The sequence below is a fragment of the Leucobacter celer subsp. astrifaciens genome (assembly GCF_001273835.1).
Taxonomy (GTDB): domain Bacteria; phylum Actinomycetota; class Actinomycetes; order Actinomycetales; family Microbacteriaceae; genus Leucobacter; species Leucobacter celer.
On sequence record NZ_JHEI01000133.1, the window covers coordinates 324,681 to 348,593 of the forward strand.

Below are 23,913 nucleotides of genomic sequence, written 5' to 3' on the forward strand. Positions count from 1 at the left end.
CGGGGTGACCGTCCGCCGGCTGCACCGCCCCTGTCTTGTTCCGGCCTCCGGGGAGGTGAGGTCTCCCTTCCGGGGCAGCGGCAGTAGGCTGGGGTGATGAGCGAGACTTCCGCGATCCGCATCCGCAGCGCGCGCACGGTCGACGTGCCGCGCATGGTCGAGCTGATGGAGCCGCTGGTGGCGCGACGCATCCTGCTCGGCAAAGATCTGGTCGATCTCTACGCTGCGGTGCCCGAGTTTCTCGTGGCCATCGACGACGGCGACGCGGTGGTCGGATACGGTGCTGTGCACGTGATGTGGGAGCAGCTGGGAGAGGTGCGCACACTGGGGGTCTCCGAGCAGTGGCTCGGCAGGGGAGTGGGGCATCTGCTGCTCGAAGCGCTCGAGCTGCGGGCCCGCGATCTCGGACTGACGCAGCTGTTCTGCCTCACGTTCGAGACCGACTTCTTCGGGCGTCACGGCTTCGAGGAGCTGAGCGAGGACGCGGAGCTCATCGCGGCCGACGTGTACACCGAGCTGCTGCGCTCCAACGACGAGGGCGTGGCCGAGTTCCTCGACCTCGCCCGAGTGAAGCCGAACACTCTCGGCAACACGCGAATGCTGAAGCGGCTGTAGCGCGGTTTCCGCGTTACCCTGACGCCATGTCGACGCTGAAGGATCCCGTGGGCCCGAAGGACCGCAAGGTCTACATGCGCCGCCGCCTGCTGGTGCTCGCCGGGCTCGTCGCGGTGATCGCCGTCGTCGTGCTCGTGATCGTGAAGCCGGGGTCGGACACGTCCGTGAGGGACGTCCGCGAGGTCGAAGTGCCGAGCGATCTCGCCTCGTCGTCGACGTCGTCGGATTCCGAGGAGGAGTCGGACGACGAGATGCCCGCGTGCGCGGCGGGGCAGCTGCGCGTGACCCCGATCAGCGACAAGTCCGACTACGCGGCCGGGGAGCTGCCGCTGCTCTCCTTGAACGTTGAGAACGTCGGGAAGGAGGCGTGCGCCGCCGACCTGGGGACCGCCGGCATGGAGTTCGCCGTTTCGAGCGGCGACGATCAGGTGTGGCGATCCGCCGACTGCCAGGAGAACGCCGAGAGCCTCGCCGTGATCCTCGAACCGGGCAAGCCGCTCGAGAGCGAGGGGATCCAGTGGGATCGCACGCGCTCCAGCCCCGAGACCTGCGACATCACGCGCGACCCGGTGGGCGCCGGCGGCGCCTCGTACCACCTGCGCGTATCCGCGGCCGAGGTCGAGGGCACCGGCACCGCACAGTTCCTGCTCTACTGACGACTCGGGACGGAACATCGTCATCGATCGGGTTCGACCGCGCAGATGGCAACGCATGCGCGTTGAGATCCCGATTTCGGTCGCTCTCCCGAAAGAGAAACGACGAGCATCGGGATCTCGGCAGGGGACCTGCGCCCGCTGAGAACGGATCGGACCGGTGGGCTCGGTCCGCGCCCGCCCTGCTGCTTCTCCGTCTCGCGGGGGATCCGGAACCCGAGCTGGGCGGGTAGCCTCGATCGCATGAGCGAGAACAAGAATCCACTCATGTCCGCCTCGATCGTCTGGACCGTCGCCGGGCTCCTCGTCGGCGCCGGTATCGGGGCGCTCATCGGGTCCTGGATCGGGAACACCGGCGCAGGGGCGGGTATCGGGCTCGCAGTCGGGGCCGTCGCGGGGTTCCTCGTCGGCATTCCGCGGCGAGGGCGCTGACCGGCCCTCATCACGCACCGCTCTGCAGCGATCCGAGCCCGCCGCGAGCGATATCCGTCGCGCGGCGGATGTCGCCGGCCCTTCGGACAACTAGCTTGGATGTCATGACCGAGATACGGAAGAGACGCCTCAACTGGTGGGCCGGAGCGATCGCCGCCGCGATGATCTTCCCGATCGCGTGGCTCTCGTTCGATAACATCACGTCGGCGATCATCATGGCGGGGAGCGCCGGGGTCGCGGGGCTGCTCCTGTTCCGATCGCAGGGCGACTGAACAGGGTCGCTCATCGGCTCTGCTCCCCACCGCTCACGCACCGCACGAGTGGTTCGAACGCGGGATGGACGAGCGGCAGCCTGACCGCAGGGTGGGGAGGATCGACCTCGGCGGGTCGATCACCGCCCGGCCGGCGGGAGCACGATCACACCTCGGTACGCCGGATCGCCCCAGCGGGTGACGAGGTCGATACCGGCGAAGGGGATCGGCAGAGCGAACGCATCCACCCAGGTCTCGCCGTTCGGGTACTGCACCCACGGGTCGGAGACGACGAGCGTGTCGTCGATGACGTCGGTGGCGAGCACCCAGTGCGGCGTGGGGTCCGAGATGAGCTCGGTGAGGTCGATGAGGAGGAGCACCTGCGCACCTCCGCGCACGAGGTCGGCGATCTCGGCGACCTCGATCCAGCGACGCTCGATGGGGAGGCCCAGCTCCTCGGCCTGCCGGAGCGATTCGAGCTGCAGGTCCGTGCGCAGCATCAGCTCGGGCTCGTTCGTCGCGTACCACTCCAGCAGGACCGGGCCCGTCGCGCTCAGGATCACGCGCGGGATCGCGGGCAGCAACCCGGACTCCGCTCCCGCCTTCGCGGTCTCGACGGCGAGGCCGACGGGCTCGCAGGCGGGCAGGTTCGTCGCACGGCGCCAGAAGGCGATCTCGGTCGCCCGGTTGGCTACGAGGTTCTGCGGGTCGAAGCTCGCGCTTCCGAGGTGCTCGAGGGCCATGAGCGAGGAGACCGCGCCGCAGGTCACCTCCGTCGTCTGCCCGTAGTACGGGGCGAGCCGGGTGGGGCGCTCGCCGCGCCACCACGACCAGGCTGCGACCTCGGTCGGATCGCCGGGGCGCGTGCTGGGGATCGACGGAACCGGCTGCGGCGCCGGCTCGAAGCCGAGACCGGCGAGCAGGTCGCGGCGCCGGTCGGACAGTCGCGCGTACGCGAGGTGCTCCTCGAAGTGGACGACGACCGGGCCAGGGCCCGCCTCAGCGCCTCTCGGCGCGTCATCGCGCGCGGCGGTGACGAGCGCGGCCCAGACCGCGTCGTCCTCGGCCAGGACGTCGACGATCTTGCGGGAGGCCGTGTGCGGTCGACCGGCCGTGAGGGCGGCTCCCACCGCGGCTCCGGAGACATCCCGGGCCACGAGCAGGCGCGGGCTCCAGAAATCCCGCTCCACGCTCCACAGCGCGAGCCGCTCCGCGGGGATCCCGCTTTCGACGGGCTGCGGCGGAACCGTGCCCGCCTCGACTGCGATGGCGATCGGTTCGTGCGTCTCGGTCATGCGTGTCCCTCCTGGACGGGTGCAGGTGCGGGTGCCGGTGCGTCCGAGTCGCCGGCGCGCCGCAGGCTGTCCTGCTGCGCCGCGGAGACCAGCAGCCGCGTGTACTCGTGGGTCGGCTCGCGCAGGATCCGGGTCGTCTCCCCGCGCTCCACGATCTCGCCGCGGCGCAGCACGACCACACGATCCGCGATGCGTGCGACGACGCCGAGATCGTGCGTGATGAACAGCATCGCGAGGCCGAGCTCGTCGCGCAGCCGGGCGAGCAGATCGAGGATCTGGGCCTGCACGGAGACGTCGAGGGCCGACACGCTCTCGTCGCAGATGAGTACCTGGGGGTTGGGTGCGAGCGCACGGGCGATCGCGACGCGCTGGCGCTGGCCCCCGGAGAGCTGCGAGGGGCGCCGCTCGGCGAGCGCCGGGTCGAGTTCGACGAGATCCAGCAGCTCCGTCACCGTGTGCTCGCGGGAGCCGCCCGCGCGCAGCGCCTCCTCGAGCGACTGGCGGATCGTGAACGACGGGTTCAGCGTGGAGTAGGGATCCTGGAAGACGATCTGGATCTCTTGCGGGCGCCGCCCGCGTCGGCCGGCGGGCAGCTGCCTGCCGTCGAGGATCACACGCCCGGCATCGGGGATCTCGAGACCGGCGATGAGCCTGGCGAGGGTCGACTTGCCGGATCCGGACTCGCCGACGATCGCGAGCACCTCGCCCGCCGCGACGTCGACGGAGGCGTCGGTGAGGGCCGCGGCGGCGCCGAACGACTTCGACAGCCCCTCTGCGACGAGCACCGGCGGCCCGCCCGTCGCGGAGGCGGGCACGGCGTCGCCGACCGAGGGATTCGCCTCGATGAGTGCGCGCGTGTAGGGGTGCTGCGGCGAACGGAGCACCTGCGCGGTCTCCCCGCGCTCGACGACCTCGCCGTTCCGCATCACGAGCACCCGGTCGGCACGGCCCTCGATCACACCGAGATCGTGGCTGATCAGGATGAGGCCCATGCGGTGGGTCGCTTGCAGCCCTCGAAGCAGATCGAGCACCTCGCCCTGCGTGCTCGCGTCGAGCGCGGTGGTCGGCTCGTCGGCGATCAGCAGCCTCGGCTCGGCCGCGAGCGCCGCCGCGATGGCCACTCGCTGCCGCATACCGCCGGAGAGCTCGGAGGGGAACTGCCGGGCCACCCGTGCGGGCAGCTGCACCTCGGCCAGGCGGCGCTCCACCTCGGCGCGGAGCGGCCCGCGAGCCGCTGCGCCGCCCTCGGCTCTGATGCGCGCCTCGATGGTGAGGGCGATCTGCTCGCCGCAGCGCAGCACGGGGCTCAGGCTGGTGAACGGATCCTGCAGCAGCAGCACGGCGCGCCGACCGCGCACCCGCGCCCACGTGCTGTCCGAACTCGAGGCGAGATCGTAGCGATAGCCGTCGATCTCGGCCTCGCCCGAAGCGTGCACCCCGCGGGGCAGGAGCCCGGTGATGGCGCGGGCCGTCATCGACTTGCCCGATCCGGACTCCCCGATGATCGCGAGCATCTCGCCGGGCACCACCGCGAGATCCAGCGGGGCGACGATGTCGTGCCCCGCGCTCGCCACGCGCAGGCCGGTGACGCGGGTTCCCCGCGACTCGGTCGTGCTCATTGCATCCCCCGTTCCCGAAGCCGCTCGCCCAGGTGGTCGCCGAGCACGTTGATGGCCATGGCGACGAGCACGATGAGGATCGCCGGGACGAGGAGCATCGCCGGGTTGTCGCCGATGACGCCCCGTCCGTCCGTGATCTGGCGCCCCCAGTCGGCGGTGCCCGGGGCGACCCCGATGCCGAGGAACGACAGTGAGGAGAGCGTGACGAGGGCGATCGCGAGGTTGAGCATGAAGTTCGTCATGATGAGCGGCCAGACGTTCGGCACGATGTGCCGGTACATGATCCGCGCGGGGGAGAGCGAGAGCATCTGGGCCGCCTCGACGTACGGCCGCGGGGCCTGCTCGGTGACCCCGGCGCGGATGATGCGGATGTCGGACGGGCAGAAGAGGGCGATGAGCATCAGCACCGTCACCCAGTAGCCGGCGCCGAAGATTCCCGCGACGACGATCGCGACGAGCATCACCGGCAGGGACAGGAGGATGTCGACAACACGGCCCACCACCCAGTCGACGGGGCCGCGCAGGTAGCCGGCGAGCGTGCCGATCACGACGGCGAGCAGCATGGATCCCGACGCGATGACGAGGGGGCCGGCCACTGCCGATCCGGTGCCGGCGACGGTCAGCAGGAGGACGTCGCGCCCCAGTTCATCGGTGCCGAGGAGGTGACCGGGGGAGCCGGGCGGCAGGAGCGAATCGAGAATGCTCTGCTTCGAGGCGGCACGGGTGAGGAACGGCGATGTGGCGGCTGCGATCGCGACCAGGATCAGGAAGACGGCGGAGACGATGACGCTCCAGTCCCGCGGCCGCCCCGGCGCGAGCTGCACGCCGCTGACCAGGGAGATCTGAGTGGTGCGCGGCGTCATGCGGCCAGCTCCCTCGCTCGGACGCGCGGGTCGAGCAGCAGGTAGCTCAGATCCACGACGATGGTGATGATCGCGATCGCCGTCGCCACGAGCAGCGTGATCGCCTGCACGACGGGGAGATCCTTGAACAGCACCGCCTCCTCGAGCAATTGCCCGATTCCCGGCAGTGCGAACACGGTCTCGACGATGATGGTGCCGCCGATGATGAAGGTGAGGATCAGCCCGGCGCTCGTGACGATCGGGATGAGCGCGCTGCGCAGCGCGATCCTGCGGACGACCCGCTCCGGAATGCCGCGGGCTCTGGCGAAGGTGATGGAGTCGCTCTCGAATTCGCGGAGCACCGCGGCGCGCGTCATCCGCATCAGGATCGCGCCGATGCCCGCGGCGAGCACGGCGGCGGGGAGGAACAGGTGCCAGAGACGGTCGAGCCCACCGGTTCCGGCACCGTACGCCGGGAAGACGGGGATGAGGATCGCGAAGAGGGTGATGGACAGGATTGCGAGGGCGAAGCTCGGAGCCGAGAGCCCGAAGAGCGCGGTCGCGCTCGCCACCCGGTCGATCCGCTTGCCGTTGCGCGCGGCGCTCAGGATGCCGAGCGGCACCGCGGTGACGACGGCGAGCAGGAACGACAGGCCGATGAGCAGGGACGTGACGCCGAGGCGGCTGGCGATGACCGCGGTCACGGGCTGCTGCAGCCGGATGGAGGTGCCGAAGTCGCCCCGCAGCGCGGAGAGGAGCCAGTCGGCGTAGCGGACCAGGAAGGGATCGTCGAGGCGGTACTGCGCCCGGACCGCGGCGACGGCCTCGGGCGTGCTCGGCCGGTTGCCGAGCAGGTTCTTCACGAGGTCGCCCGGGGCCAGGTAGAGCAGGGTGAACGTGAGGAAGGAGAGCACGAGCAGGATGAGCGCGACGCCCGCGATGCGGAGCGCGATCGTGCGCGCGAGGCGGGATCCCGCGCTGCGGGGGCGAGTGATGCGGCTCATCGCGGAACCACCTTCCTGGGGAGCGGGGTGCGGCCCGGCGGGAGCCGCACCCCGGAGCGGGCTGCTACTCCGTCTCGGCTGCGAAGAGGTTGGCGCCCCAGACCGTGGTGAAGGTGTAGGGGCTGTAGTCGGTCACGCCGACGGTGTTGGAGAAGGCCGTCACGGACTTGCCCCACCAGATCGGCGCGTTCACGACCTCTTCGGCGCCCAGCGTCTCGAGCTCGAGCAGCTTCGCCGCGCGCTCCGACGGGTCCGTGAGCGCGTTGGCCTCGGTGATGAGCTCGGCAGCGGCGTCGCTCTCGAAGCCGTTGGGGTTGCCGGGTCCGAGCAGGTAGCTGTTGACCTCGGCCGGGTCGCCCGTGGTCGAGAAGTACCACATGAAGCCGAGCCCGTGCTCGCCGTCGCCGATGGTGGCGAGCCACTCCTCGATCGGCACCTCGCGCACACGCACGTCGAGGCCGATCTCCTTCAGGCTCTCGGCGATGGCCTGCGCGGCGATCCCCAGCTGCGGGCCGGTGTTGGGGTAGGTGAGCTCGGTCTCGAGCCCCTCTGCGTCGGTGCCGGCGATGGCCTGCTTCGCCGCTTCGATGTCGTAGTCGTACTGGGGGATCCCGGCGAGCGCGGTGCGGGCCGCCTCGGCGTCGTAGGCCGTGGCGAGCGATTCGGGGGTCATGATCGCGGTCGCCTTCTCGCCGTAGCCGCGGAGCAGCTTCTCGACGATGGCCTCCCGGTCGATGCTGTGCGCGATCGCGGTGCGCACGTCGACGTCGTCGAACGGCGCGACGTTCTGATCGAACAGCAGCCCCACGTACGAGAGGTCGTTCATCGATTCGACGCGCATGTCGCCGATCTTGCCCCACTCCTGGGCCTGGCTGATCGGCACGTTGAACGCGATGTCGATATCGCCCTTCTGCGCCGCGGCCAGCCGCGTGCTCGCGTCGGGGATGAAGTTCACCCGGATGGACTGGGCCTTCGGCACGCCGCCCCACCAGGTGTCCACCCGCTCCAGCAGCACGTGCGAATCGGGCTGGAACTCCGTCACCCGGTAGGGGCCGGTTCCCAGGAGCAGCGAGTCGCTCGTGCCGATGTTGCCGCCGTGCTCCTCCCAGTACTTCTGCTGCGTGACCACGACCGCGCCCGCGCTCGAGAGGCCGACGAGGAACGTTGCATCGGGCGTCTTGCTCGTCACCGTCACCTCGCGCTCGCCGGTCTGCTCCACCGAGTCGAGGTTCATCAGGTAGTAGTAGGTGCCGGGGGAGGACTCGGGATCGACCGCGCGCTCGATGCTGAAGACCACGTCCTGCGCGGTCACGGGATCGCCGTTCTGGAAGCGGGCGTCTTCGCGGAGGGTGAAGACGTATGTCGTGTCGTCGGGCGTCTCCCAGGACTCGGCGAGTGCGGGGACGATCTGACCGTCGGGATCCTGGCCGACGAGGCCCTCCTGCACCGTCGCGGCGAGGTTGTAGTTGAGGATGCCGCTCTCCTGGCCGATGTAGAGGTTGGCGAGCGAGCCGGGGAAGGCGACCGTGACCTGCTCGATCTCCTGGCCCGTGTCGACGAGCGAGACCTCGGGCTGCTCGGGGGCTTCGGAGGATCCCGCGCACCCCGCCAGTACGAGTGCGAGTGAGGCGACTGCGGCGGCGGCGAGATGCCTCTTCCGCGATCGAGGGGTTCTGGGCTGCATGGTGGGGTCGCTCCTTCGCGTGTGCTGCCTGTGGACCTGCTCCGCCCGGCTCCGGGCTCGACGGGCGAGGGCGCGAGTCGGGCGGTGAGTGCGGGCCTCGCCGGGAGGGCGGTCGCCGCTGTGGCCAGAGTAGTACAGGCTTACGTTACGAATGTATTTCATTGCGCCGTGCTGCGCGGACGGCCCCTCCCCGCGAGCGGCGACCGGTTCGGGGAGGCCGGAGCCCCCTGCGAGACGTGCGCTGGGGGTGCGGGCCAGCGCCGCCGGAGCTGGGCGCCGCCGGAGGACCGCCACCGGATCCCTCACGGTCGTGCCGACCGCCTCAAAGCAAAACGCACAGCACCCCAGCGGAAACGCCGGACTGGACCACCCGCGATCGCCATACGATGAGCGGGAACAGCGCGGCAGCATCGGTCTGCCCGCGGGCGCAGGCCCGCCGCGAACGAAGGAGGGGGCGTGTCATCCACCGTGCAGGCTCGTGATCAGCTGATCGAGGGCGACATCGGCCGCGCGCTTGCCGAGATGGAGTTCGGAAGCCCGCCCGCGGTGACCCGCGCGCTCGCAGAGGCGCTCGACCGGGAGGAGCTCGGATACCTCGGAGCCGGCGAGATCCGCCGTCTGCAGGACGCGGTGGGCCGTTGGCTGCGGGAGTCGTACGGCTGGACCCCGCCCGCGGACGCGATCCGCCCGGTCTCCGACCTCGTTGCGGGTTTCCGGGCGATCCTCACGCACTTCGTCCCCGAGAACGAACCGATCATCGTGCCGACACCCGGCTACATGCCCTTCCTCTCGGTGCCGCCGATGATCGGCCGTCCGGTGATCGAGGTACCGATGATCCGCACCGCCACCGGCTGGAGCTACGACTTCGACGGGCTCCGCGCCGCGTTCGCGAGCGGGGCTCGCCTGCTCGTGCTCTGCAATCCGCACAACCCGATCGGGAAGGTCGCCACCGATCGAGAACTGGCCGAGATCGAGCAGATCGTCGATGAGTTCGACGGGCTGGTGCTCTCCGATGAGATCCACGCTCCGCTGGTGCTCGGATCCGCGCCCCACATCGTCTACGCCGCGCGCTCGCCGCGGGCCGCGGGCCACACGATCACCGCGACGTCCGCCAGCAAGGCCTTCAACATCCCCGGCACCAAGTGCGGGCAGCTCATCTTCACGAACCCGGACCATCTCGCGAACTGGAACGAGGTGGGGCACTGGTACGAGCACCAGACCTCGGTGCTGGGAGTCGTCGCCACGGAGGCCGCCTACCGCGACGGACGCGCCTGGCTCGACGAGACCGTCGAGGCACTGCGGCAGAGCGTCGCCGAGGCGCTCTCCGTGCTCGACGCGGCGGCGGACCGCACGGGTATCCGGGTGCTGCGACCGGAGGCCACCTATCTGCTGTGGATCGATCTGCGGGAGAGCGGACTGCTGCGCGAGGGCGTATCGGCTGCGCAGGCCCTGCGCGAGGCATCGCAGTTGGTGGTGACCGATGGATCGGACTGCGGTGAGGCCGGCCGCGGTTTCGTGCGCTTCAACGCCGCGCTGCCCCGCGAGCACGTGCGCGAGGCGATGGAACGGCTGATCGGCGCTGCGGAGGAGTCGAGGTAGGGTGATGGATGTGGATGAGCGCTCGAGGAGCCGGCGCGCGGGGCCCGAGCGGGTGCCGCGGTGAATCCGGAGATCGATCCCCGGGCGCTGATGTCGTTCCGGGCGGTCGCCCAGCACGGCTCCTTCGCAGCGGCGGCGCGCGAACTCGGATGGACGCAGCCGGCGCTCAGCGGCCAGGTCAGCAGACTCGAGGAGAGCCTCGGGGCGACGCTGGTCACCCGCACGGTGAAGGGGGTCAAACTCACCGAGGCCGGCAAACGGCTGCTGCACCACGCCGAACTCATCGACGGGCATCTCACCCGCGCAGCTCGTGAGGTGGCCGGACTCATGAATGAGGACGCCCGCACGGTGCGCGTGGTCGCCTTCCCCTCGGCCTGCACGAGCATCGTGGCGCCCGCGATGTCGGAGCTCATCGCACGCGCCGACTCCCGTTCCGGGCCGACGATCGATCTGGAGCAGCAGGAGCCCTTCTCGGTGCCGGAGCTGCTGCGGCGCGGCGCGGCCGACGTCGCGCTCGTATTCCGGTACGACGAGGAGGATCTGGTCGGGCTCGATCAGGAATTCGAGATGCTGCCGATCGGCTGGGACCCGCTGCAGCTGATCGTGTCGCAGCGGCGGGGCTCTGCCGCGCAGAGCATGCGCAGGCTCATCGACCACGCCGGCGACCGGTGGGTGGCCGGATGCCCGAGCTGCCGACGGCACTTCCTGCGGATCGCCGAGCGGGAGGGGTTCAGTCCGGACATCCGCCACGCGACGGACGACTACATGGTCGTGCAGGAGCTGGTGGCGCGCGACATGAGTGTGTCCGTCGTGCCGAGACTGAGTCTGATCAGCTACCGGCACCCCGGCATCCGAGCGTTCGGCCTCGGGGAACGCGATGGGCGTCAGTTGATGATCCTGCTGGCACGGGGAGAGGTGCGCCCCGAGGTGCGGGAGGTGGTCGCCGCGCTGCGCCGGGCGGCTGCCCGCGTGCTCGACCCGCTGCCGGGCGCGGGCGAATCGGATCGGTGAGAGGCCGGTTGCCGGAGCCGAGCCCGCGGGGCGCATATCGGGAGGATCCCAGATGGCCGGCGATACGGTAGAGGGCATGTCGCCGCGCCTGCTCTTCCGCCTGTTCGCATTCGCCGAGCTGATCACCTGGGCCGGGCTCATCACCGCGCTCATTCTGCGCGGAACGGGTGTCAGTGACGCCTGGGTGACGCCGGCGGGCGGCGTGCACGGTTTCGTGTTCCTCGCCTACTGCGTCGTGACGGTGCTCGTCTGGATCGACGCGCGCTGGCATCTCTCCTGGGGCGCGCTCGGGCTCGCCAGCGCGGTGATCCCCTTCGCGACGCTGCCCTTCGAGCTCTCCGTCGATCGCCGCGGCATGCTCCCCGCGCGGTGGCGGCTCGCGCCCGCGGGTGAGCGGCCGCGCGGCTGGTGGGAGCACGTGCTGGCATGGGTGCTCCGGCGGCCGTGGCTCGCGCTGCTGCTGCTCGCCGTCGCGGTGACGGCAGTGTTCCTGCTGCTGCTCTGGGTGGGGCCGCCGGTTCCGAAGAGCTGATCCTCCGGGCGGAGAGCGCAGGCACGTCGCGGAATCCTCTCGGGCGGGGATCCCCCCCCCGTGCGAGTCGGGACTGCGGTTGCGGCTGCGTTGCGGTTCCGAGGGGAAGCCGGACATCCCCGAATTGTGATGCCTTTTGCGGCGAAACGGGGTTATCGTGGAGCATGGACAGGAACAAGGCGAGGGGATCCGGGCTCCGTATGGAGATCCCCCAGGGAACAGATGAAGCGGTCGCTGTCGATGAGCTCGTCGATGACCTGTTGCACGGCAATATGCGCGGCGTGCTCCACGCCCTGCACGAGCCGCACGAAGAGGGCGGTCCGGAGCAGGAGGTGCCCGGGACCTGAGACCCGAGGCGGTACCCTCACCGCCCGGAGAGTTCCTCGAGACGCAGTGCGAACCACAGCTCGGCACGATCGTCGGGACTCGTGAGCGACCGCCCGGTGAGGCGTTCGATGCGCGTGATCCGGTCTCGCAGCGTGTTGCGGTGGATCCCGAGCGCCGTTGCCGCGGGTCCGCGCTGACCGTCGGCCTCGAAGACGGCGCGCAGGGTGCTCCGCAGCATCTCCCGATCGTCCGCTCCGAGTCGTTCGTCGTGCACGGAGAGCGGGCCGAGCGCCGTCGCGCTCAGCATCCGGTGCGTTCCGCCGGCTGTCTCCGGGGTCTCCGAGGTCCCGGTCGCCTCGGCCGCCTCCGGGTCGCGCATCGACCGGCCTCCCGGGCCGCGCTCGCCCGAGAGTTCCAGCAGGGCCTCGAGCAGCGGCGCGTCGAGGTCGGCCCACACCACCTCGGGGATGCGCGGCGCGGTGTAGAGCGGGGCGGTCTGGGAGAGTCCGCGCAATCGCGCGCTCGCCGAGCGTCGGCTCAGCACCGCCTCGGCCGGGGCGGCCGATCGGCCGATCACCGCGTCGAGGTCGTGCGCGGCGGCGACCGCGAGCACCCGATCCAGCGCCTCCTCGGTGTCGGGGCACAGCTGCCAGGCCTGCGCGAGACCGGGGGTGGCGGGCGCCGTGCTGCCCGGGGAGATGAGGCGATCGAGCCCGTTGCGCGGCCGTCGGCGCCACTCGGCGATGTCCTCGGCGTTGCCCTGCACGGCAATGGCGCGCAGCAGCGGGGGGATTCGCAGATCGGGGTCGAGGATCGCGAGGGCGTCGGGCGACCCGGTGCCGCTCAGCAGCGACGCGGTGAGACGCTCCCAGCGCTCCCGTTCGCGGGTCGCGTCGGCGCTGTCGCCCCGCAGCCCGAGCCCGAGCACCATCGATCCCGCGGCGATCACCGCGTGGCCCTCGGGGGTGAGCGGCGCGTCGCCGGCCACCGCCAGCTGCATCGACCCGCTCCGGTCGAGGTCGATGTACTCGGTGCCGCCCGCCTTGCGAGCCGCGGCGAAACCGCCGGTGCTCGCCAGCACGGCCCCGTCCGAGCCCACGAGCGCGAGATGCCTGCCGGTGACCTGCGCGATGCTCGCGATCACCTCGGCCGGATCCCGGTCCCCCCTCGCCCCGTCGAGCAGCCGCTGCTGCGCCTGCAGCGCCCCACGCGCGGCGCGCAGCTCGTCGGAGCGCAGCAGGGCGGCGATGGCCTTGGTGACCGCGATGAACGGCACGGGCAGCGGGATCTCGAAGAGCGCGACGCGGTACTCGCTCGCCGCGCGGGTGAGCCGGGGCGGAATACGGTCGTGGTTCACCCCGATCCCGAAGCCGATCGCGGCCACGCGTGCGCGACTCAGGCTGGCGACGAAGTCCCGCCAGCGCGGGTCGTCGAGCTCCAGGGCGAGCCCGGTCGTCAGGATGATCTCGCCGCCCTCCAGGTAGCCGCTGAGGTCGAGCAGCTCGGTGGTCGAGCTCCAGCTGATCTCGGGATCTCCCGGCCCGGCCTGGATGAGGCGCAGGCCGAGATCGGGCAGCGCGAGCAGTTGGGAGAGGGTGGCCATGAAGAGATTCTTGCACAGGCCCGTGCTTCCTCCCTATGCAATGATGCGCCCGGCCGTGTTCGGGGTCAGCCGTAGACTGGCGGCACGAGCCGGCGTCGGAGACCGGTGCGAACCGGGCCGGATCGGTCCAGACCGGTGCAGACCGGACTGGATCGGGGATCGGTACAGACCGGCCCGGAGCCGAGACGAGAGGTGCGATGTGGACGAGCAGGCAGAGACGGCCCGGAACGGCGGAGCGCTGGCGGGGATCCGCGTCGCCGACTTCTCCCGGGTGCTCGCGGGACCGCACGCCACGATGATCCTCGCCGATCTCGGAGCCGACGTCATCAAGATCGAGAGCCCCGAGGGCGACGGCACCCGCCAGTGGCGACCGCCGGTGAACGCCGTCGGGCAGAGCACCTACTTCGCGGGGGTCAACCGCGGCAAGCGCTCGGTGGTCTGCGACCTGCGCGACCCGGAGGGGCTCGCCCGCGCCCGCGAACTCGCGCGCACCGCCGACGTCGTGATCGAGAACTTCAAGCCGGGCACCATGGAGAAGTTCGGCCTCGGCTACGACTCGGTCGCGTCGGAGAACCCCGGTGTGGTCTACTGCTCCATCTCCGGATTCGGCGACACCGCCGGGCGCGAGCTGCCCGGATACGACCTGCTGGTGCAGGCCGTGGGCGGCCTCATGAGCATCACCGGTCAGAGAGACGCGGACGGGGGCGAGCCGACCAAGGTGGGCGTGGCGCTCGTCGACATCCTCACCGGCCTCAACGCCGTGATCGGGATCCAGGCCGCGCTCGCGGCCAGGGACGCCGTCGGCCGAGGCCGGCACGACGGTGCCGATTCGCCCGCGGCCGGCCGAGGCCAGCACGACGGTGTTGTTTCCCCCACGGCTGGCCGAGGCCAGCACGTGCGAGTGACGCTGCTCGGCTCCCTGCTCTCCGCGCTCGCCAACCAGGCCTCCTCGACGCTCGAGACGGGCGTCTCGCCGAGCCGCATGGGCAACGCCCACCCCTCGATCGCACCCTACGAGACCTTCGCCGCGGCCGATCAGGCGATCGCGCTCGCCGTCGGCACCGACGGGCAGTTCGCGCGGCTGTGCGAGGTGCTCGGGATCGCCGAGCTCGCGAGCGACGAGCGCTTCGCGACGAACCCGCAGCGTGTGGCGCACCGGGTGGAGCTGCGCGAGGCGCTCGAGCAGCGCCTGCGCACCCGCGCCGCCGAGGAGTGGATCGAGGCGTTCACCGCCGCGAACATCCCGGCCGGGCGCGTGAACACCATCGGGCAGGCCATCGAGCTGGCCACCTCGCTGGGCCTCGATCCCGTCGCCGAGACGCAGGCCACCGCGCCCGACGGCACCTCGCGCGTGCTGCGCTCGATCGCCACCCCCATCTCGCTCTCCGCCACGCCCGCGAGCTATCACGTGCCGCCGCCCGGCGTCGGTGAGCATCAGGACGCCGCCTGGCTGCCGCGCTGACCGGCGCAGCACCGCCCCGTAGACCCACCGGAAGGACACCCATGACCACCACCATCGATCAGCTGTTCAACGTCGCCGACTTCGTGACGGAGGAGGAGCGCGAGTGGCAGCTGCGCGCACGCGAGTTCGCGCAGACCCGCATCCGCCCCATCATCGACCAGGCCTTCGAGGATCGCCGCCTGCCCGTCGAACTGCTGCCCGAGGTGGGGGAGTTCGGCGCGTTCGGCATGTACATGGAGGGGTACGGCCTGCGCGGTGCGTCCTCGGTGGCCTACGGCCTCGTGGCGATGGAGTTCGAGGCCGTCGACTCGGGCTTCCGCACCGCTCTCTCGGTGCAGGGATCGCTCGCGATGGGCGCCATCTACAAGTTCGGCTCTGAGGAGCAGAAGCAGCGGTGGCTGCCCGCGATGGGACGCGGCGAGGCGATCGGCTTCTTCGGACTCACCGAGCCCCAGGGCGGGTCGGATCCCAACACCATGATCACCACCGCGCGTCGCGAGGGCGATGAGTGGGTGCTCAACGGCCGCAAGCGCTGGATCGGGCTCGCTACGATCGCGCAGGTCGGCGTGATCTGGGCCAAGGACGACGAGGGCGTCGTGCGCGGCTTCGTCGTGCCGACCGACACCCCCGGCTTCACGGCGACCGCGATCGAGAACAAGCTGTCGATGCGCGCCTCGCTGCAGACCGAGATCGAGCTGAACGACGTGCGGCTGCCGGCCGACGCGATCCTGCCGGGCTCGAAGGGCCTCTCCTCGCCGTTCAAGTGCCTCAACGAGGCGCGCTACGGCATCGTCTGGGGCGTCATGGGCGCCGCGCGCTCGTGCCTCGAGGCGGCGGTGGACCGCTCGCAGACCCGCGAGGTGTTCGGCGCCCCGATCGGCGGCAAGCAGATCATCCAGGCCAAGCTCGCCGACATGTTCGTCGAGTACGAGAAGGGCCTGCTGCTGGCGCTGCACCTCGGCCGCCTCAAGGACGCCGGCAACCTGACGTACGGGCAGATCTCCGTGGGCAAGCTCAACAACGTGCGCGAGGCCATCAAGATCGCCGGCACCGCGCGCGCGATCCTGGGCGGCGACGGCATCACCTCGGACTTCCCCGTGATGCGCCACATGGCCAACCTCGAGTCGGTGCGCACCTACGAGGGCACCGACGAGGTGCACCAGCTGGTGATCGGGCGCGAGCTGACCGGCATCGCGGCCTTCTAGCGCCATTCGGGGAGGCGGCCGACGCGCCCCGCGGGGCACCGCCGCCCGCCGCCCCGGTGCCCCGCGACCCCGCCGCCCCGCCGCCCCGCGGCTCCACGGCCCAGTGCCCGCCGCCCCGCGGGCGCTTCCGCGGAAGATATGGGATCTGCAGAAGATATGTTGAGCTCAGGAGAGTTCGGCATACCTTCTGCAGATCCCATATCTATCGCCGGGTCCGGCCTCATTCATAGCCGGGTCCGGCCTCGAAACCCCGGCCCCCGCCGCGCAATAGTTCTATCTGATGTAGAGTTATTGCCGTGCTGGTGAGAGTGAACGAGGCGAGCGAGCGGCCCATCTACGCCCAGATCGCGGATTCCGTGCGTGCGGACATCGCGGGCGGGAGGGTCGGCCCCGGTGCCGCCCTGCCGCCCGCGCGGGAGGTGGCGACCGGGCTCGGCATCAACGTGCACACCGTGCTGCGCGCCTACCAGCAGCTGCGGGACGAGGGCCTGATCGACCTCAAGCGCCGTCGCGGCGCCGTGGTGACGCAGCGCGCGACCGGCGTCGCGGCGCTCCGCGACGAGGTGCGGCGCCTCGTGGACCGGGCCGCGCAGCTCGGAGTCGACGCCGCCGCGCTCGCAGCGCTCGTCGAGAGCACCGCGGAGTCCGGCTCGGCCGTCGACGGTCGACCCGGCATCGGGGACGGCGCCGCGCAGGTCGCGTCTCCCGTTCCGCCCGTCCGCCCCGCTGCGGAGCACGCCGCATGAGCGGCGACCGCCACCTGCGGGCCGTCGGGGGAGCCGGGGAGGAGGCGTTCGCGGGCGCCGAGACACCCGATCCCACGCCGCTCATCCCGCAGCAGCAGCGGGAACTGCGGCGCGCGAGGCGGGCGGCCCTGTGGGTCGGACTGATCCTGCCGCTGGTGCTGACCGCCGCGGCCACGACGGTGCTCATCGTCTGGCTGCCCCGCCTGCCCGATCCGATGGCGACGCACTGGTCGGGCAGCGGCGCCCCGGACGGCTTCATGCCCCCGGCCGCCGGCATCGCCGTCTTCGCCGGTCTCGGCATCGGAATGAGCGCGCTGCTCGGCCTGCTGGGCGTGTTCGGCGGCAAGGCGACGGCCCCCGTGTGGTCCGGGATGAATCGCTTCCTCGCGGCGACGTCGCTGGGAGTCGTGACGCTCGTCATGGTGCTCGCGGTGCTCAGCGCGCGGATCCAGCTCGACCTCGCCGACGCCCGCGATGCCCCCGGCATCGGCGGCGTGATGGCGATCGGCTTCGCCGCCGCCATCGTCGGCGGCGGGGCGGGCTTCCTCGTGCAGCCGAGCCTGCGCATCGAGTCCTCGCGGCGGAACGTTCTCCGCCCGCTCGAACTCGGCGAGAACGAGCGGGCGGTGTGGGTCGGCGAGATCCGCCCGTCGCGCGCCTTCGCCTGGGTGCTCGGAACGACGCTGGTGGTGACCTCGGCGACGATGCTGTGGCTGGTGCTGCTGGGCGGGCCGGGGTGGTGGATCCCCGTGGGAGTCGTCGTGCTCATGCTGGTGCTGGCGGTGACCTGCTCGTGGTTCCGGGTGCGCGTCGACGAACGCGGCATCGAGGCCCGGTCGTTGGCCGGGTGGCCCCGATTCAGCGTGCCGGCCGAGGATGTCGCGAGCGTCGAGGCGCGGGAGATCAATCCCCTCGGCGAGTGGGGCGGCTGGGGCACCCGGTGGGTGCCCGGCACCGGCTTCGGGATCGTGATGCGCACCGGCGAGGGGATCCTGATCACACGTCGGGACGGCAGGCTCTTCGCGGTGACCGTGGACGATGCGGCGACCGGTGCGGCGCTGCTCGAAGCGGTGGCTGCACGGGCCGTGGGGGAGAGGGAATCGAATGTCGGAGGTGATGGGTAGCGTGACGGACATGGAACCGCAGAAGACCGTTGCAGTGGCCGGACCGCTGCGCGCGGATCGACCCGAGCGGGGTGAAGTGCCGTGGGGCGCGGTCGCGCTGTTCGTGGTGCTCGCCTACGGGCTGGCCTGGCTCGTGGCGCTGCCGCTGTGGCTCATGGGCCCCGAGGCGCCCGGTTTCCCGGTGCTCTTCGGCCTGCTCGCGATGGCGATGATGCTCACCCCGGCCATCGCCGCGATCGTCGTCACCTTCGCGATGCGCGTGCCGCGGCGCGAGCGCCTGCGCTTCCTCGGCATGTGGCCGCTCCGGCCCGCGAAGCGCGTCGTCTGGTTCACCGTCGCGGCGCTGTTCGCCCCGCTCGTCATCGGGCTGGTGACGACCCTGCTCGCGGCGATGCTGGGGTGGGTGCGGATCGATCTCGTGCACCTTTCGGGGTTCGCGGAGATGAACGCCGCGGCGCTTCCGGAGGGGATGGACGCCTCGATCCTGCCGTCGCCGTGGGTACTCGTCGGTGTGCAACTGGCGCTGTTCCCCATCGCGGCCGTGATCCCGAACTCGATCCTCGGCTTCGGGGAGGAGCTGGGGTGGCGCGGCTGGCTGCTGCCGGCGCTGCGCCCGATGGGCGTGTGGCCCGCCCTGCTGCTGAGCGGGGTGCTCTGGGGGCTGTGGCACGCACCGCTCACCCTGCTGGGGCACAACTACGGCTTGATGGATTGGCGCGGGGTCGCGCTGATGACCGTCAACTGCACGATCATGGGTGTGCTCTTCGGCTGGCTGCGCCTCCGCACCGGCTCCGTGTGGCCTGCCACGATCGGCCACGGCGCGCTGAACGGCACGGGCGGCATGATCATGTGGTTCGCGGCGGCCGGCGAGACCGTGCGGCCCGAGCTGGTCACGGTCGCCGGCGTGGCCGGCTGGATCGTGTGCGGTGCGCTGATCCTGGTGCTCGCGCTCACCGGGCAGCTGCGCAGGGAGCCGGAGCTCGCCCGCAAGGCGGCCTAGGACCGGGTGGGGAACCACCAGGACGGCGCCAGTGTGGTGATCGACCGCAGGAACGACTCGCGATCCGACACCCCGCTCAGCACCCACGCCTTGATCGCGCCGACGAGCCCCATGCCGAAGAACCGCGCCACGACGTCCACCTCGAACTCGGGCAGCCGCGGCTCGTACAGCGCGCGCTGCTCGAGGTAGAGCTTGAGCGTCTCGGTGAAGTGGTCCGTGAGCAGGTTGGGCACGGTGCCGTCCTGCGGGGTGTTGATCGAGAGCAGGTAGAGGCCGCGGTGGCGCTCGATGTGGTCGAGGATCTGGTTGATGCTCGCCACGAAGATCTCGATCGGATCGGCGGTGAGCTCGGTGTATCCGGCGATGAACTGCTCTCGCGCCGGATCGAGCTCGAGGCTCAGCGCCGACCCCAGGGTCTCGGCGGGGCTGGCGAAGTGCTTGTAGAACGTCACCCGGTTGATGCCGGCGAGGTCGGCGAGCTCGGAGACCGTGATGCTGGGGACCGGCTTCTCGGTGGCCAGCTGGATGATCGCGCGGTGCAGGGCCGCTCGGGTGCGGACGATACGCGCGTCGGTCATAGGACTACCTTAGCCCTCCGAGGTTTCGGGCAGTCGCGTGAGCTCGGCGATGCGTTCGGCCGCGAGCGGATACCGTTGCTGCAGCGCGTCGCGCTCGCCCAGTTCGAAGCCCTCCCAGTGGAACGGAGGAGCCATGGTCGTGCCGATGAGCGTCCAATCGCCGAGCGGAGACGAGCCCTGCATCACACCCGGCTCGACCACGACCTGCGGCAGCTGCCCGGCGTCGAGGTCGGGCCCCAGCAGGCGCTCCTCGGCCCGCCCGTCGGGGTGCAGCAGCAGCAGGCGCAGCGGCGCACCCGCGTACCAGTGGTAGACCTCGACCGAGTCGAGCGCGTGCAGCGCCGAGAAATCGGGGTTCGCGAGGACATAGTAGATGGCGCTCGAGTGCTCGTCGAGGTGCATGCGCCGGAAGAGCCCGCCCTCGTGCTCGAGGGGCTCGAGGCCCAGGCGATCCACCCACCGCGCCGCTTCGGCCGGCAGCCCGGTCCGGGGCCGTGGCGTGGGCGCGCCTCCTTCGACGGGCCCAGCGGGCGCGTCGCCGCCCGTCGACTCAGCGGACCGGCGACCGTCGCTCACGCGAGCGCCGCTTCGCGGGTCTTGCGGAAGCGCTTGCTCATCAGGATCAGCACGAGCAGGGTCACCACGTAGGGGCCGGCGTCGGTGAGCTGCTGCGGCAGGCCGAACGACTGCAGGCGGAACCCGATCGCGTCGGCGAAGCCGAAGAGCAGCGCGGCGCCGAGCACGCCGATGGGGTGCGCCCGGGCCAGCATCACGGCGACGACGGCGATCCAGCCGCGGCCCGCCGACATGTTCTCGGTGAACTGCACCACGTTGCCGAGAGCGAGCTGCGCCCCGCCGAGGCCGGCGAGGGCGCCGGACGCGATCACCGCGCCCAGCTGGTAGCGCTGCGGGTCGACGCCCATGGTGGCCGCCGCGAGCGGTCGCTCGCCCACACCGCGCAGCCGCAGCCCGAGGGGCGTGCGGAAGAGCACGACCCAGAGCACGGGCACGAGCAGCAGCGCCAGATAGCCGAGCGGCGAGAGCGAGAAGAACGCGCCCAGCACCGGGATGTCGGCGAGGAACGGGATGCGCCAGACGGGGATGCCGTCGATGCCGGGATCCTGGAACACACCCTGCACGTCGAAGATCGCGACCAGCAGGAAGCTGGTCATGCCCACGGCCAGGATGTTCATCGCGATTGCGAGCACGATCGGATCGCCCTTGCGGTAGACGGAGCCGTAGCCGAGGATCAGCGAGAACAGCGCACCCGCGATCATCGCGACGAGCACGCCCACGATCCAGTTGTGGGTGAAGAACGAGGCGGCGACGCCGCAGAAGGCGCCGATGAGGATCATGCCCTCGAGGCCGATGTTGAAGATGCCGACGCGTTCCGCCAGCATGCCGCCGAGCGCGGCGAGCAGGATCGGGATCAGCGAGCGCAGCACCGAGGAGAGGAGATCCTGGTCGAACAGGTCGAGGAAGTTCATCGCTCCGACTCCTTCGGCTCGGCGACGGGCGCGACCGCCGCGGGGGCGGGGGCGTGCGCCGCGGTGAGCGGGGACTGATCGACCGGCGGTTCGTCCAGCGGCGGCTCATCGCCCGCCTGGCCGCCTCGTCTGCGCCGGAAGCGGGGCAGTGCGACGCGGAAGGCGAGCAGGATGATGACGAGTGCTTGGATCACGGCCGCGATCTGGGGCGAGAGACCGAGCTCTCGGCCCATCGCGTCGCTGCCGACCATGATGGCGGCGAAGAAGAGGCCGGCGATGACGATGCCCACGGGCCGGTAGAGCGCCAGCAGCGTGACGAGCAGTGCGGTCCACGCGTAGTTGGTCTGCACGAAGTAGCCCTCGATGAGGCGCGTGCTGGGGGCTCCGATCGTCAGCATCAGGCCGAAGAGACCCGCGATCCCGCCGGAGAGGGCCATGGTGCGCAGCACCAGAGGGCCGGGCTTCACCCCTCCGTAGCGCACGAATTCGGAGTTCTGGCCGCTGAGGCCCGACTCGAAGCCGTAGCGGGTGCGTCGGTTCATGAAGATCACGCCGATCACCACGAGGATCAGCACGACGAGCGACCAGTTGACGCCCGTCAGCACGGCGGTGACCGGGCTGGTGGGGCCGAAGGCGTTCCGCAGCGTGTCGGCGAAGGCCGAGTCGCGCGGCACGAGCATCGAGAGCTGCACCTCGGGGCGCAGCTGCTCGCTGGCGACGAGATCCGAGGTGGGCTCGTCGAGCCGGAAGCGGATGACCCACGACGAGAAGTAGCGGGCCGGGTAGTTGAGCAGCAGCGTGGAGAGGAGGATCGGTACCCCGAGCAGGTTCTGCAGAACCGCTGCGATGAGCCCCCACGCGGCGCCGACCGCGACGGCGGTGACGAAGGCGAGCGGCACGATCAGGGCTGCGGGACCCGGCACGTAGATCGCCACGATGCCGCCCGCGAGAGCGCCGAGCCCGGCCTGGCCCTCGGTGCCGAGGTTCAGCACGCCGGCGCGGAATGCGATGGCGATCGCGATGCCGATACCGATGATCGGGATGGCCCGCTGCAGGGTGTTCGCGAGACCGGGACCGCTGCCGAACGAGCCGTTGACCATGGCGATGTAGCCGCTCAGCGGGTCGACCCCGGCGATCAGCATGAAGCACGCGCCGATGAGCAGGGCGAGCACGACCGAAACCGGGATCGGCCCGGCCAGCCAGCGGCCGAATTTCTGCAGGGTGCTCACTGGGGGTCCCCCTTCTCGCTCGTCGTCCCGTTCGCCGGGGCGGCGAGTGCGGCTGCGAATGCTCCCGGTCGGTGCCGTTCCTCGGGCGTGTGCCCGGCCATGTAGAGGCCGAGCAGTGCGTCGCTCGCCTCCGCCTTCGGCACCTCGGCGACGATCCGGCCCTCGAACATCACGAGGATGCGGGAGGAGAGCGACATGATCTCGCTCAGCTCGGCTGAGATCAGCAGCAGCGCGCCGCCGCCGTCCCGGTACTCGCAGAGCTCGCGGTGGATCGATTCGATGGCTCCGATGTCGACGCCGCGGGTGGGCTGCTCGGCGATGAGCAGCGGTGAGCGGTAGTCGAGCTCGCGCGCGACGACGACCTTCTGGAGGTTGCCGCCCGAGAGCGTGCCGACCTGAGTCGAGGGGCCGGCGATCTTCACTCCGAAGCGCTGGATGAGGCGCTTCGCGTGGTCGAGCATGGCGCCCCGCGAGAGCAGCCCGCGGCGCAGCAGCGGCGCGCTGCGGTGGTGTCCGAGAGCGAGGTTGTCGATCGCGTCGGCGGTGCCCGCGCTGCCGACCGCGTGACGATCCTCGGGGATGTAGGCGATGCCGCCGTCGCGTCGCTGGGCGATGGAGGCGCGGCTGAGATCCTCGCCGCGCACCGACACGCTGCCGGCGCTGGCGCGCCGCATGCCGATCACGGCCTCGGCCAGTTCCACCTGGCCGTTGCCGGCCACGCCGGCGATGCCGACGACCTCGCCCGAGCGCACGAAGAGGCTCGCCTCGGAGACCGCGTCGCGGTCGCCCGAACCGGGCACGCTGAGACCGCGCACGTCGAGCACCACCTCGCCGGGCTCGCGGGCGGGCGGGGGAGTGGTGAGGTCGACGTCGCGGCCCGTCATATGGCGGGTGATCTCCTCGGGGGAGCTCTCCGCGGTGACGAGGCTCGCGACGTTGCGGCCGTCCCGCAGCACGGTGACGCGATCCGAGATCGCCATCACCTCGTTCAGCTTGTGGGTGATGAGGACGATCGTGCGGCCGTCCGCCTTGAGGGCGCGCAGCACGTCGAAGAGGCGCTCCGTCTCCTGCGGGGTGAGCACCGCGGTGGGCTCGTCGAGGATCAGCACCCGGGCCTCGCGGTAGAGGGCCTTGACGATCTCGACGCGCTGCAGCACGCCGACGGGCACGGAGTCGACGCGGGCGGAGGGATCGAGCGCGAGGCCGTACTTCTCGGCGATCTCCGCGACCTTGCGGTTCGCCGCCTGGCGGTCGATGAGGCCTCGCCGGGTGGGCTCGCTGCGGAACACGACGTTCTCGGCGATCGTGAGCGAGGGGAAGAGCTTGAACGACTGGAAGACCATGCCGATGCCGGCATCGATCGCGTCGAGCGGCGAGGCGAATTCGTGCTTCTCGCCGCGGATGAAGATGTCGCCCTCGTCGGGCCGGTACACGCCGGCCAGCATCGACATGAGGATCGACTTGCCCGCGCCGTTCTCGCCCATGAGGGCGTGGATCTCGCCGCTTGCCACCTCGAAGTCGACGTCGTCATCGGCGAGGACTCCGGGGAAGCGCTTGGTGATCCCGCGCATCGAGACTTCGGCGACCATCTCGCTCCTTTGCTCGGTATTCGGTG

The 23,913-nt window shown here is 70.9% G+C and carries 24 protein-coding genes; 13 read left to right on the plus strand and 11 right to left on the minus strand.

Annotated features, from left to right (window positions below; all coding sequences use genetic code 11):
• Window positions 1–96 precede the first annotated feature (96 nt).
• The 4 genes from AMS65_RS03880 (at window position 97) to AMS65_RS19320 (ending at window position 1,972) form a co-directional block, all read left to right on the plus strand.
• Window positions 97–615: an amino-acid N-acetyltransferase gene (locus AMS65_RS03880; protein WP_053382836.1), complete on the plus strand. Its 519-nt coding sequence runs from the start codon at window positions 97–99 to the stop codon at window positions 613–615.
• 26 nt (window positions 616–641) lie between these two features.
• Complete coding sequence (locus tag AMS65_RS03885) at window positions 642–1,271, plus strand: hypothetical protein (RefSeq protein WP_053382837.1); 630 nt, start codon at window positions 642–644, stop codon at window positions 1,269–1,271.
• Window positions 1,272–1,511: 240 nt separating this feature from the next.
• On the plus strand, window positions 1,512–1,700 hold the full coding sequence (locus AMS65_RS03890; protein ID WP_053382838.1) for a glycine zipper family protein: 189 nt from the start codon (window positions 1,512–1,514) through the stop codon (window positions 1,698–1,700).
• Between the two features lie 104 nt (window positions 1,701–1,804).
• Window positions 1,805–1,972, plus strand: coding sequence for a hypothetical protein (locus AMS65_RS19320; RefSeq protein ID WP_157502053.1), 168 nt, complete (start codon window positions 1,805–1,807; stop codon window positions 1,970–1,972).
• 119 nt (window positions 1,973–2,091) lie between these two features.
• Here the strand turns inward: AMS65_RS19320 and AMS65_RS03895 are convergent, their stop codons facing one another.
• The 5 genes from AMS65_RS03895 to AMS65_RS03915 all read right to left on the minus strand — a co-directional run bounded on the left by AMS65_RS03895 (window position 2,092) and on the right by AMS65_RS03915 (window position 8,395).
• Complete coding sequence (locus AMS65_RS03895) at window positions 2,092–3,246, minus strand: peptidase C39 family protein (protein ID WP_053382839.1); 1,155 nt, start codon at window positions 3,244–3,246, stop codon at window positions 2,092–2,094.
• Entirely contained in the window at window positions 3,243–4,865 is a 1,623-nt protein-coding gene (locus AMS65_RS03900; protein ID WP_053382840.1) for an ATP-binding cassette domain-containing protein, read from the minus strand. Before AMS65_RS03900 ends, AMS65_RS03895 begins: the two co-directional genes overlap by 4 nt.
• Window positions 4,862–5,728, minus strand: coding sequence for an ABC transporter permease (locus AMS65_RS03905; RefSeq protein ID WP_053382841.1), 867 nt, complete (start codon window positions 5,726–5,728; stop codon window positions 4,862–4,864). Before AMS65_RS03905 ends, AMS65_RS03900 begins: the two co-directional genes overlap by 4 nt.
• Complete coding sequence (locus AMS65_RS03910) at window positions 5,725–6,711, minus strand: ABC transporter permease (protein ID WP_053382842.1); 987 nt, start codon at window positions 6,709–6,711, stop codon at window positions 5,725–5,727. Before AMS65_RS03910 ends, AMS65_RS03905 begins: the two co-directional genes overlap by 4 nt.
• Before the next feature lie 64 nt (window positions 6,712–6,775).
• Window positions 6,776–8,395, minus strand: a complete 1,620-nt coding sequence (locus tag AMS65_RS03915) for an ABC transporter substrate-binding protein (RefSeq protein WP_053382843.1) — start codon at window positions 8,393–8,395, stop codon at window positions 6,776–6,778.
• A 456-nt stretch (window positions 8,396–8,851) separates the two neighbouring features.
• Here AMS65_RS03915 and AMS65_RS03920 point away from each other — a divergent pair, with 456 nt between their 5' ends.
• The 4 genes from AMS65_RS03920 (at window position 8,852) to AMS65_RS19325 (ending at window position 11,884) form a co-directional block, all read left to right on the plus strand.
• Window positions 8,852–9,994 (plus strand): MalY/PatB family protein, encoded by a 1,143-nt coding sequence (locus tag AMS65_RS03920; RefSeq protein WP_053382844.1) that lies wholly within the window; start codon window positions 8,852–8,854, stop codon window positions 9,992–9,994.
• A 60-nt stretch (window positions 9,995–10,054) separates the two neighbouring features.
• Window positions 10,055–11,005: a LysR family transcriptional regulator gene (locus AMS65_RS03925; protein WP_053382845.1), complete on the plus strand. Its 951-nt coding sequence runs from the start codon at window positions 10,055–10,057 to the stop codon at window positions 11,003–11,005.
• Between the two features lie 52 nt (window positions 11,006–11,057).
• On the plus strand, window positions 11,058–11,537 hold the full coding sequence (locus AMS65_RS03930; RefSeq protein WP_241489327.1) for a DUF3817 domain-containing protein: 480 nt from the start codon (window positions 11,058–11,060) through the stop codon (window positions 11,535–11,537).
• Between the two features lie 164 nt (window positions 11,538–11,701).
• A complete protein-coding gene (locus AMS65_RS19325; protein ID WP_157502055.1) occupies window positions 11,702–11,884 on the plus strand; it encodes a hypothetical protein in 183 nt (60 codons plus the stop codon).
• Between the two features lie 17 nt (window positions 11,885–11,901).
• On the opposite strand, the gene AMS65_RS03935 is transcribed toward AMS65_RS19325, so the two are convergent.
• Window positions 11,902–13,467, minus strand: a complete 1,566-nt coding sequence (locus AMS65_RS03935) for a PucR family transcriptional regulator (protein ID WP_053382846.1) — start codon at window positions 13,465–13,467, stop codon at window positions 11,902–11,904.
• 199 nt (window positions 13,468–13,666) lie between these two features.
• Between AMS65_RS03935 and AMS65_RS03940 the strand changes: the two genes are divergently transcribed.
• The 5 genes from AMS65_RS03940 (at window position 13,667) to AMS65_RS03960 (ending at window position 19,004) form a co-directional block, all read left to right on the plus strand.
• Window positions 13,667–14,929 (plus strand): CaiB/BaiF CoA transferase family protein, encoded by a 1,263-nt coding sequence (locus AMS65_RS03940; protein ID WP_053382847.1) that lies wholly within the window; start codon window positions 13,667–13,669, stop codon window positions 14,927–14,929.
• A 41-nt stretch (window positions 14,930–14,970) separates the two neighbouring features.
• Window positions 14,971–16,134, plus strand: a complete 1,164-nt coding sequence (locus AMS65_RS03945; protein ID WP_053382848.1) for an acyl-CoA dehydrogenase family protein — start codon at window positions 14,971–14,973, stop codon at window positions 16,132–16,134.
• Window positions 16,135–16,430: 296 nt separating this feature from the next.
• On the plus strand, window positions 16,431–16,880 hold the full coding sequence (locus AMS65_RS03950; protein WP_083451464.1) for a GntR family transcriptional regulator: 450 nt from the start codon (window positions 16,431–16,433) through the stop codon (window positions 16,878–16,880).
• Complete coding sequence (locus AMS65_RS03955) at window positions 16,877–18,004, plus strand: DUF1648 domain-containing protein (protein WP_053382849.1); 1,128 nt, start codon at window positions 16,877–16,879, stop codon at window positions 18,002–18,004. Before AMS65_RS03950 ends, AMS65_RS03955 begins: the two co-directional genes overlap by 4 nt.
• Before the next feature lie 10 nt (window positions 18,005–18,014).
• Complete coding sequence (locus AMS65_RS03960) at window positions 18,015–19,004, plus strand: CPBP family intramembrane glutamic endopeptidase (RefSeq protein WP_053382850.1); 990 nt, start codon at window positions 18,015–18,017, stop codon at window positions 19,002–19,004.
• Here the strand turns inward: AMS65_RS03960 and AMS65_RS03965 are convergent.
• Genes AMS65_RS03965 through AMS65_RS03985 form a run of 5 tightly spaced genes read right to left on the minus strand, consistent with a single transcriptional unit; the run spans window position 19,001 to window position 23,887 of the window.
• Window positions 19,001–19,582, minus strand: a complete 582-nt coding sequence (locus AMS65_RS03965; protein WP_053382851.1) for a TetR/AcrR family transcriptional regulator — start codon at window positions 19,580–19,582, stop codon at window positions 19,001–19,003. The genes AMS65_RS03960 and AMS65_RS03965 overlap by 4 nt on opposite strands.
• A 9-nt stretch (window positions 19,583–19,591) precedes the next feature.
• Entirely contained in the window at window positions 19,592–20,158 is a 567-nt protein-coding gene (locus AMS65_RS03970) for a cupin domain-containing protein (protein WP_206541962.1), read from the minus strand.
• Entirely contained in the window at window positions 20,155–21,069 is a 915-nt protein-coding gene (locus AMS65_RS03975; protein ID WP_053382852.1) for an ABC transporter permease, read from the minus strand. Before AMS65_RS03975 ends, AMS65_RS03970 begins: the two co-directional genes overlap by 4 nt.
• Window positions 21,066–22,298, minus strand: coding sequence for an ABC transporter permease (locus AMS65_RS03980; protein ID WP_053382853.1), 1,233 nt, complete (start codon window positions 22,296–22,298; stop codon window positions 21,066–21,068). Before AMS65_RS03980 ends, AMS65_RS03975 begins: the two co-directional genes overlap by 4 nt.
• A complete protein-coding gene (locus tag AMS65_RS03985; RefSeq protein WP_053382854.1) occupies window positions 22,295–23,887 on the minus strand; it encodes an ABC transporter ATP-binding protein in 1,593 nt (530 codons plus the stop codon). The genes AMS65_RS03980 and AMS65_RS03985 overlap by 4 nt, the downstream gene beginning before the upstream one ends.
• Window positions 23,888–23,913 lie beyond the last annotated feature (26 nt).

Bases quoted from the DNA above. Each gene is read 5' to 3' on its own strand.
- AMS65_RS03880 (WP_053382836.1), top strand. From the start codon at position 97: ATGAGCGAGACTTCCGCGATCCGCATCCGCAGCGCGCGCACGGTCGAC.
- AMS65_RS03885 (WP_053382837.1), top strand. From the start codon at position 642: ATGTCGACGCTGAAGGATCCCGTGGGCCCGAAGGACCGCAAGGTCTAC.
- AMS65_RS03890 (WP_053382838.1), top strand. From the start codon at position 1,512: ATGAGCGAGAACAAGAATCCACTCATGTCCGCCTCGATCGTCTGGACC.
- AMS65_RS19320 (WP_157502053.1), top strand. From the start codon at position 1,805: ATGACCGAGATACGGAAGAGACGCCTCAACTGGTGGGCCGGAGCGATC.
- AMS65_RS03895 (WP_053382839.1), bottom strand. From the start codon at position 3,246: ATGACCGAGACGCACGAACCGATCGCCATCGCAGTCGAGGCGGGCACG.
- AMS65_RS03900 (WP_053382840.1), bottom strand. From the start codon at position 4,865: ATGAGCACGACCGAGTCGCGGGGAACCCGCGTCACCGGCCTGCGCGTG.
- AMS65_RS03905 (WP_053382841.1), bottom strand. From the start codon at position 5,728: ATGACGCCGCGCACCACTCAGATCTCCCTGGTCAGCGGCGTGCAGCTC.
- AMS65_RS03910 (WP_053382842.1), bottom strand. From the start codon at position 6,711: ATGAGCCGCATCACTCGCCCCCGCAGCGCGGGATCCCGCCTCGCGCGC.
- AMS65_RS03915 (WP_053382843.1), bottom strand. From the start codon at position 8,395: ATGCAGCCCAGAACCCCTCGATCGCGGAAGAGGCATCTCGCCGCCGCC.
- AMS65_RS03930 (WP_241489327.1), top strand. From the start codon at position 11,058: ATGGCCGGCGATACGGTAGAGGGCATGTCGCCGCGCCTGCTCTTCCGC.
- AMS65_RS19325 (WP_157502055.1), top strand. From the start codon at position 11,702: ATGGACAGGAACAAGGCGAGGGGATCCGGGCTCCGTATGGAGATCCCC.
- AMS65_RS03935 (WP_053382846.1), bottom strand. From the start codon at position 13,467: ATGGCCACCCTCTCCCAACTGCTCGCGCTGCCCGATCTCGGCCTGCGC.
- AMS65_RS03945 (WP_053382848.1), top strand. From the start codon at position 14,971: ATGACCACCACCATCGATCAGCTGTTCAACGTCGCCGACTTCGTGACG.
- AMS65_RS03955 (WP_053382849.1), top strand. From the start codon at position 16,877: ATGAGCGGCGACCGCCACCTGCGGGCCGTCGGGGGAGCCGGGGAGGAG.
- AMS65_RS03960 (WP_053382850.1), top strand. From the start codon at position 18,015: ATGGAACCGCAGAAGACCGTTGCAGTGGCCGGACCGCTGCGCGCGGAT.
- AMS65_RS03965 (WP_053382851.1), bottom strand. From the start codon at position 19,582: ATGACCGACGCGCGTATCGTCCGCACCCGAGCGGCCCTGCACCGCGCG.
- AMS65_RS03975 (WP_053382852.1), bottom strand. From the start codon at position 21,069: ATGAACTTCCTCGACCTGTTCGACCAGGATCTCCTCTCCTCGGTGCTG.
- AMS65_RS03985 (WP_053382854.1), bottom strand. From the start codon at position 23,887: ATGGTCGCCGAAGTCTCGATGCGCGGGATCACCAAGCGCTTCCCCGGA.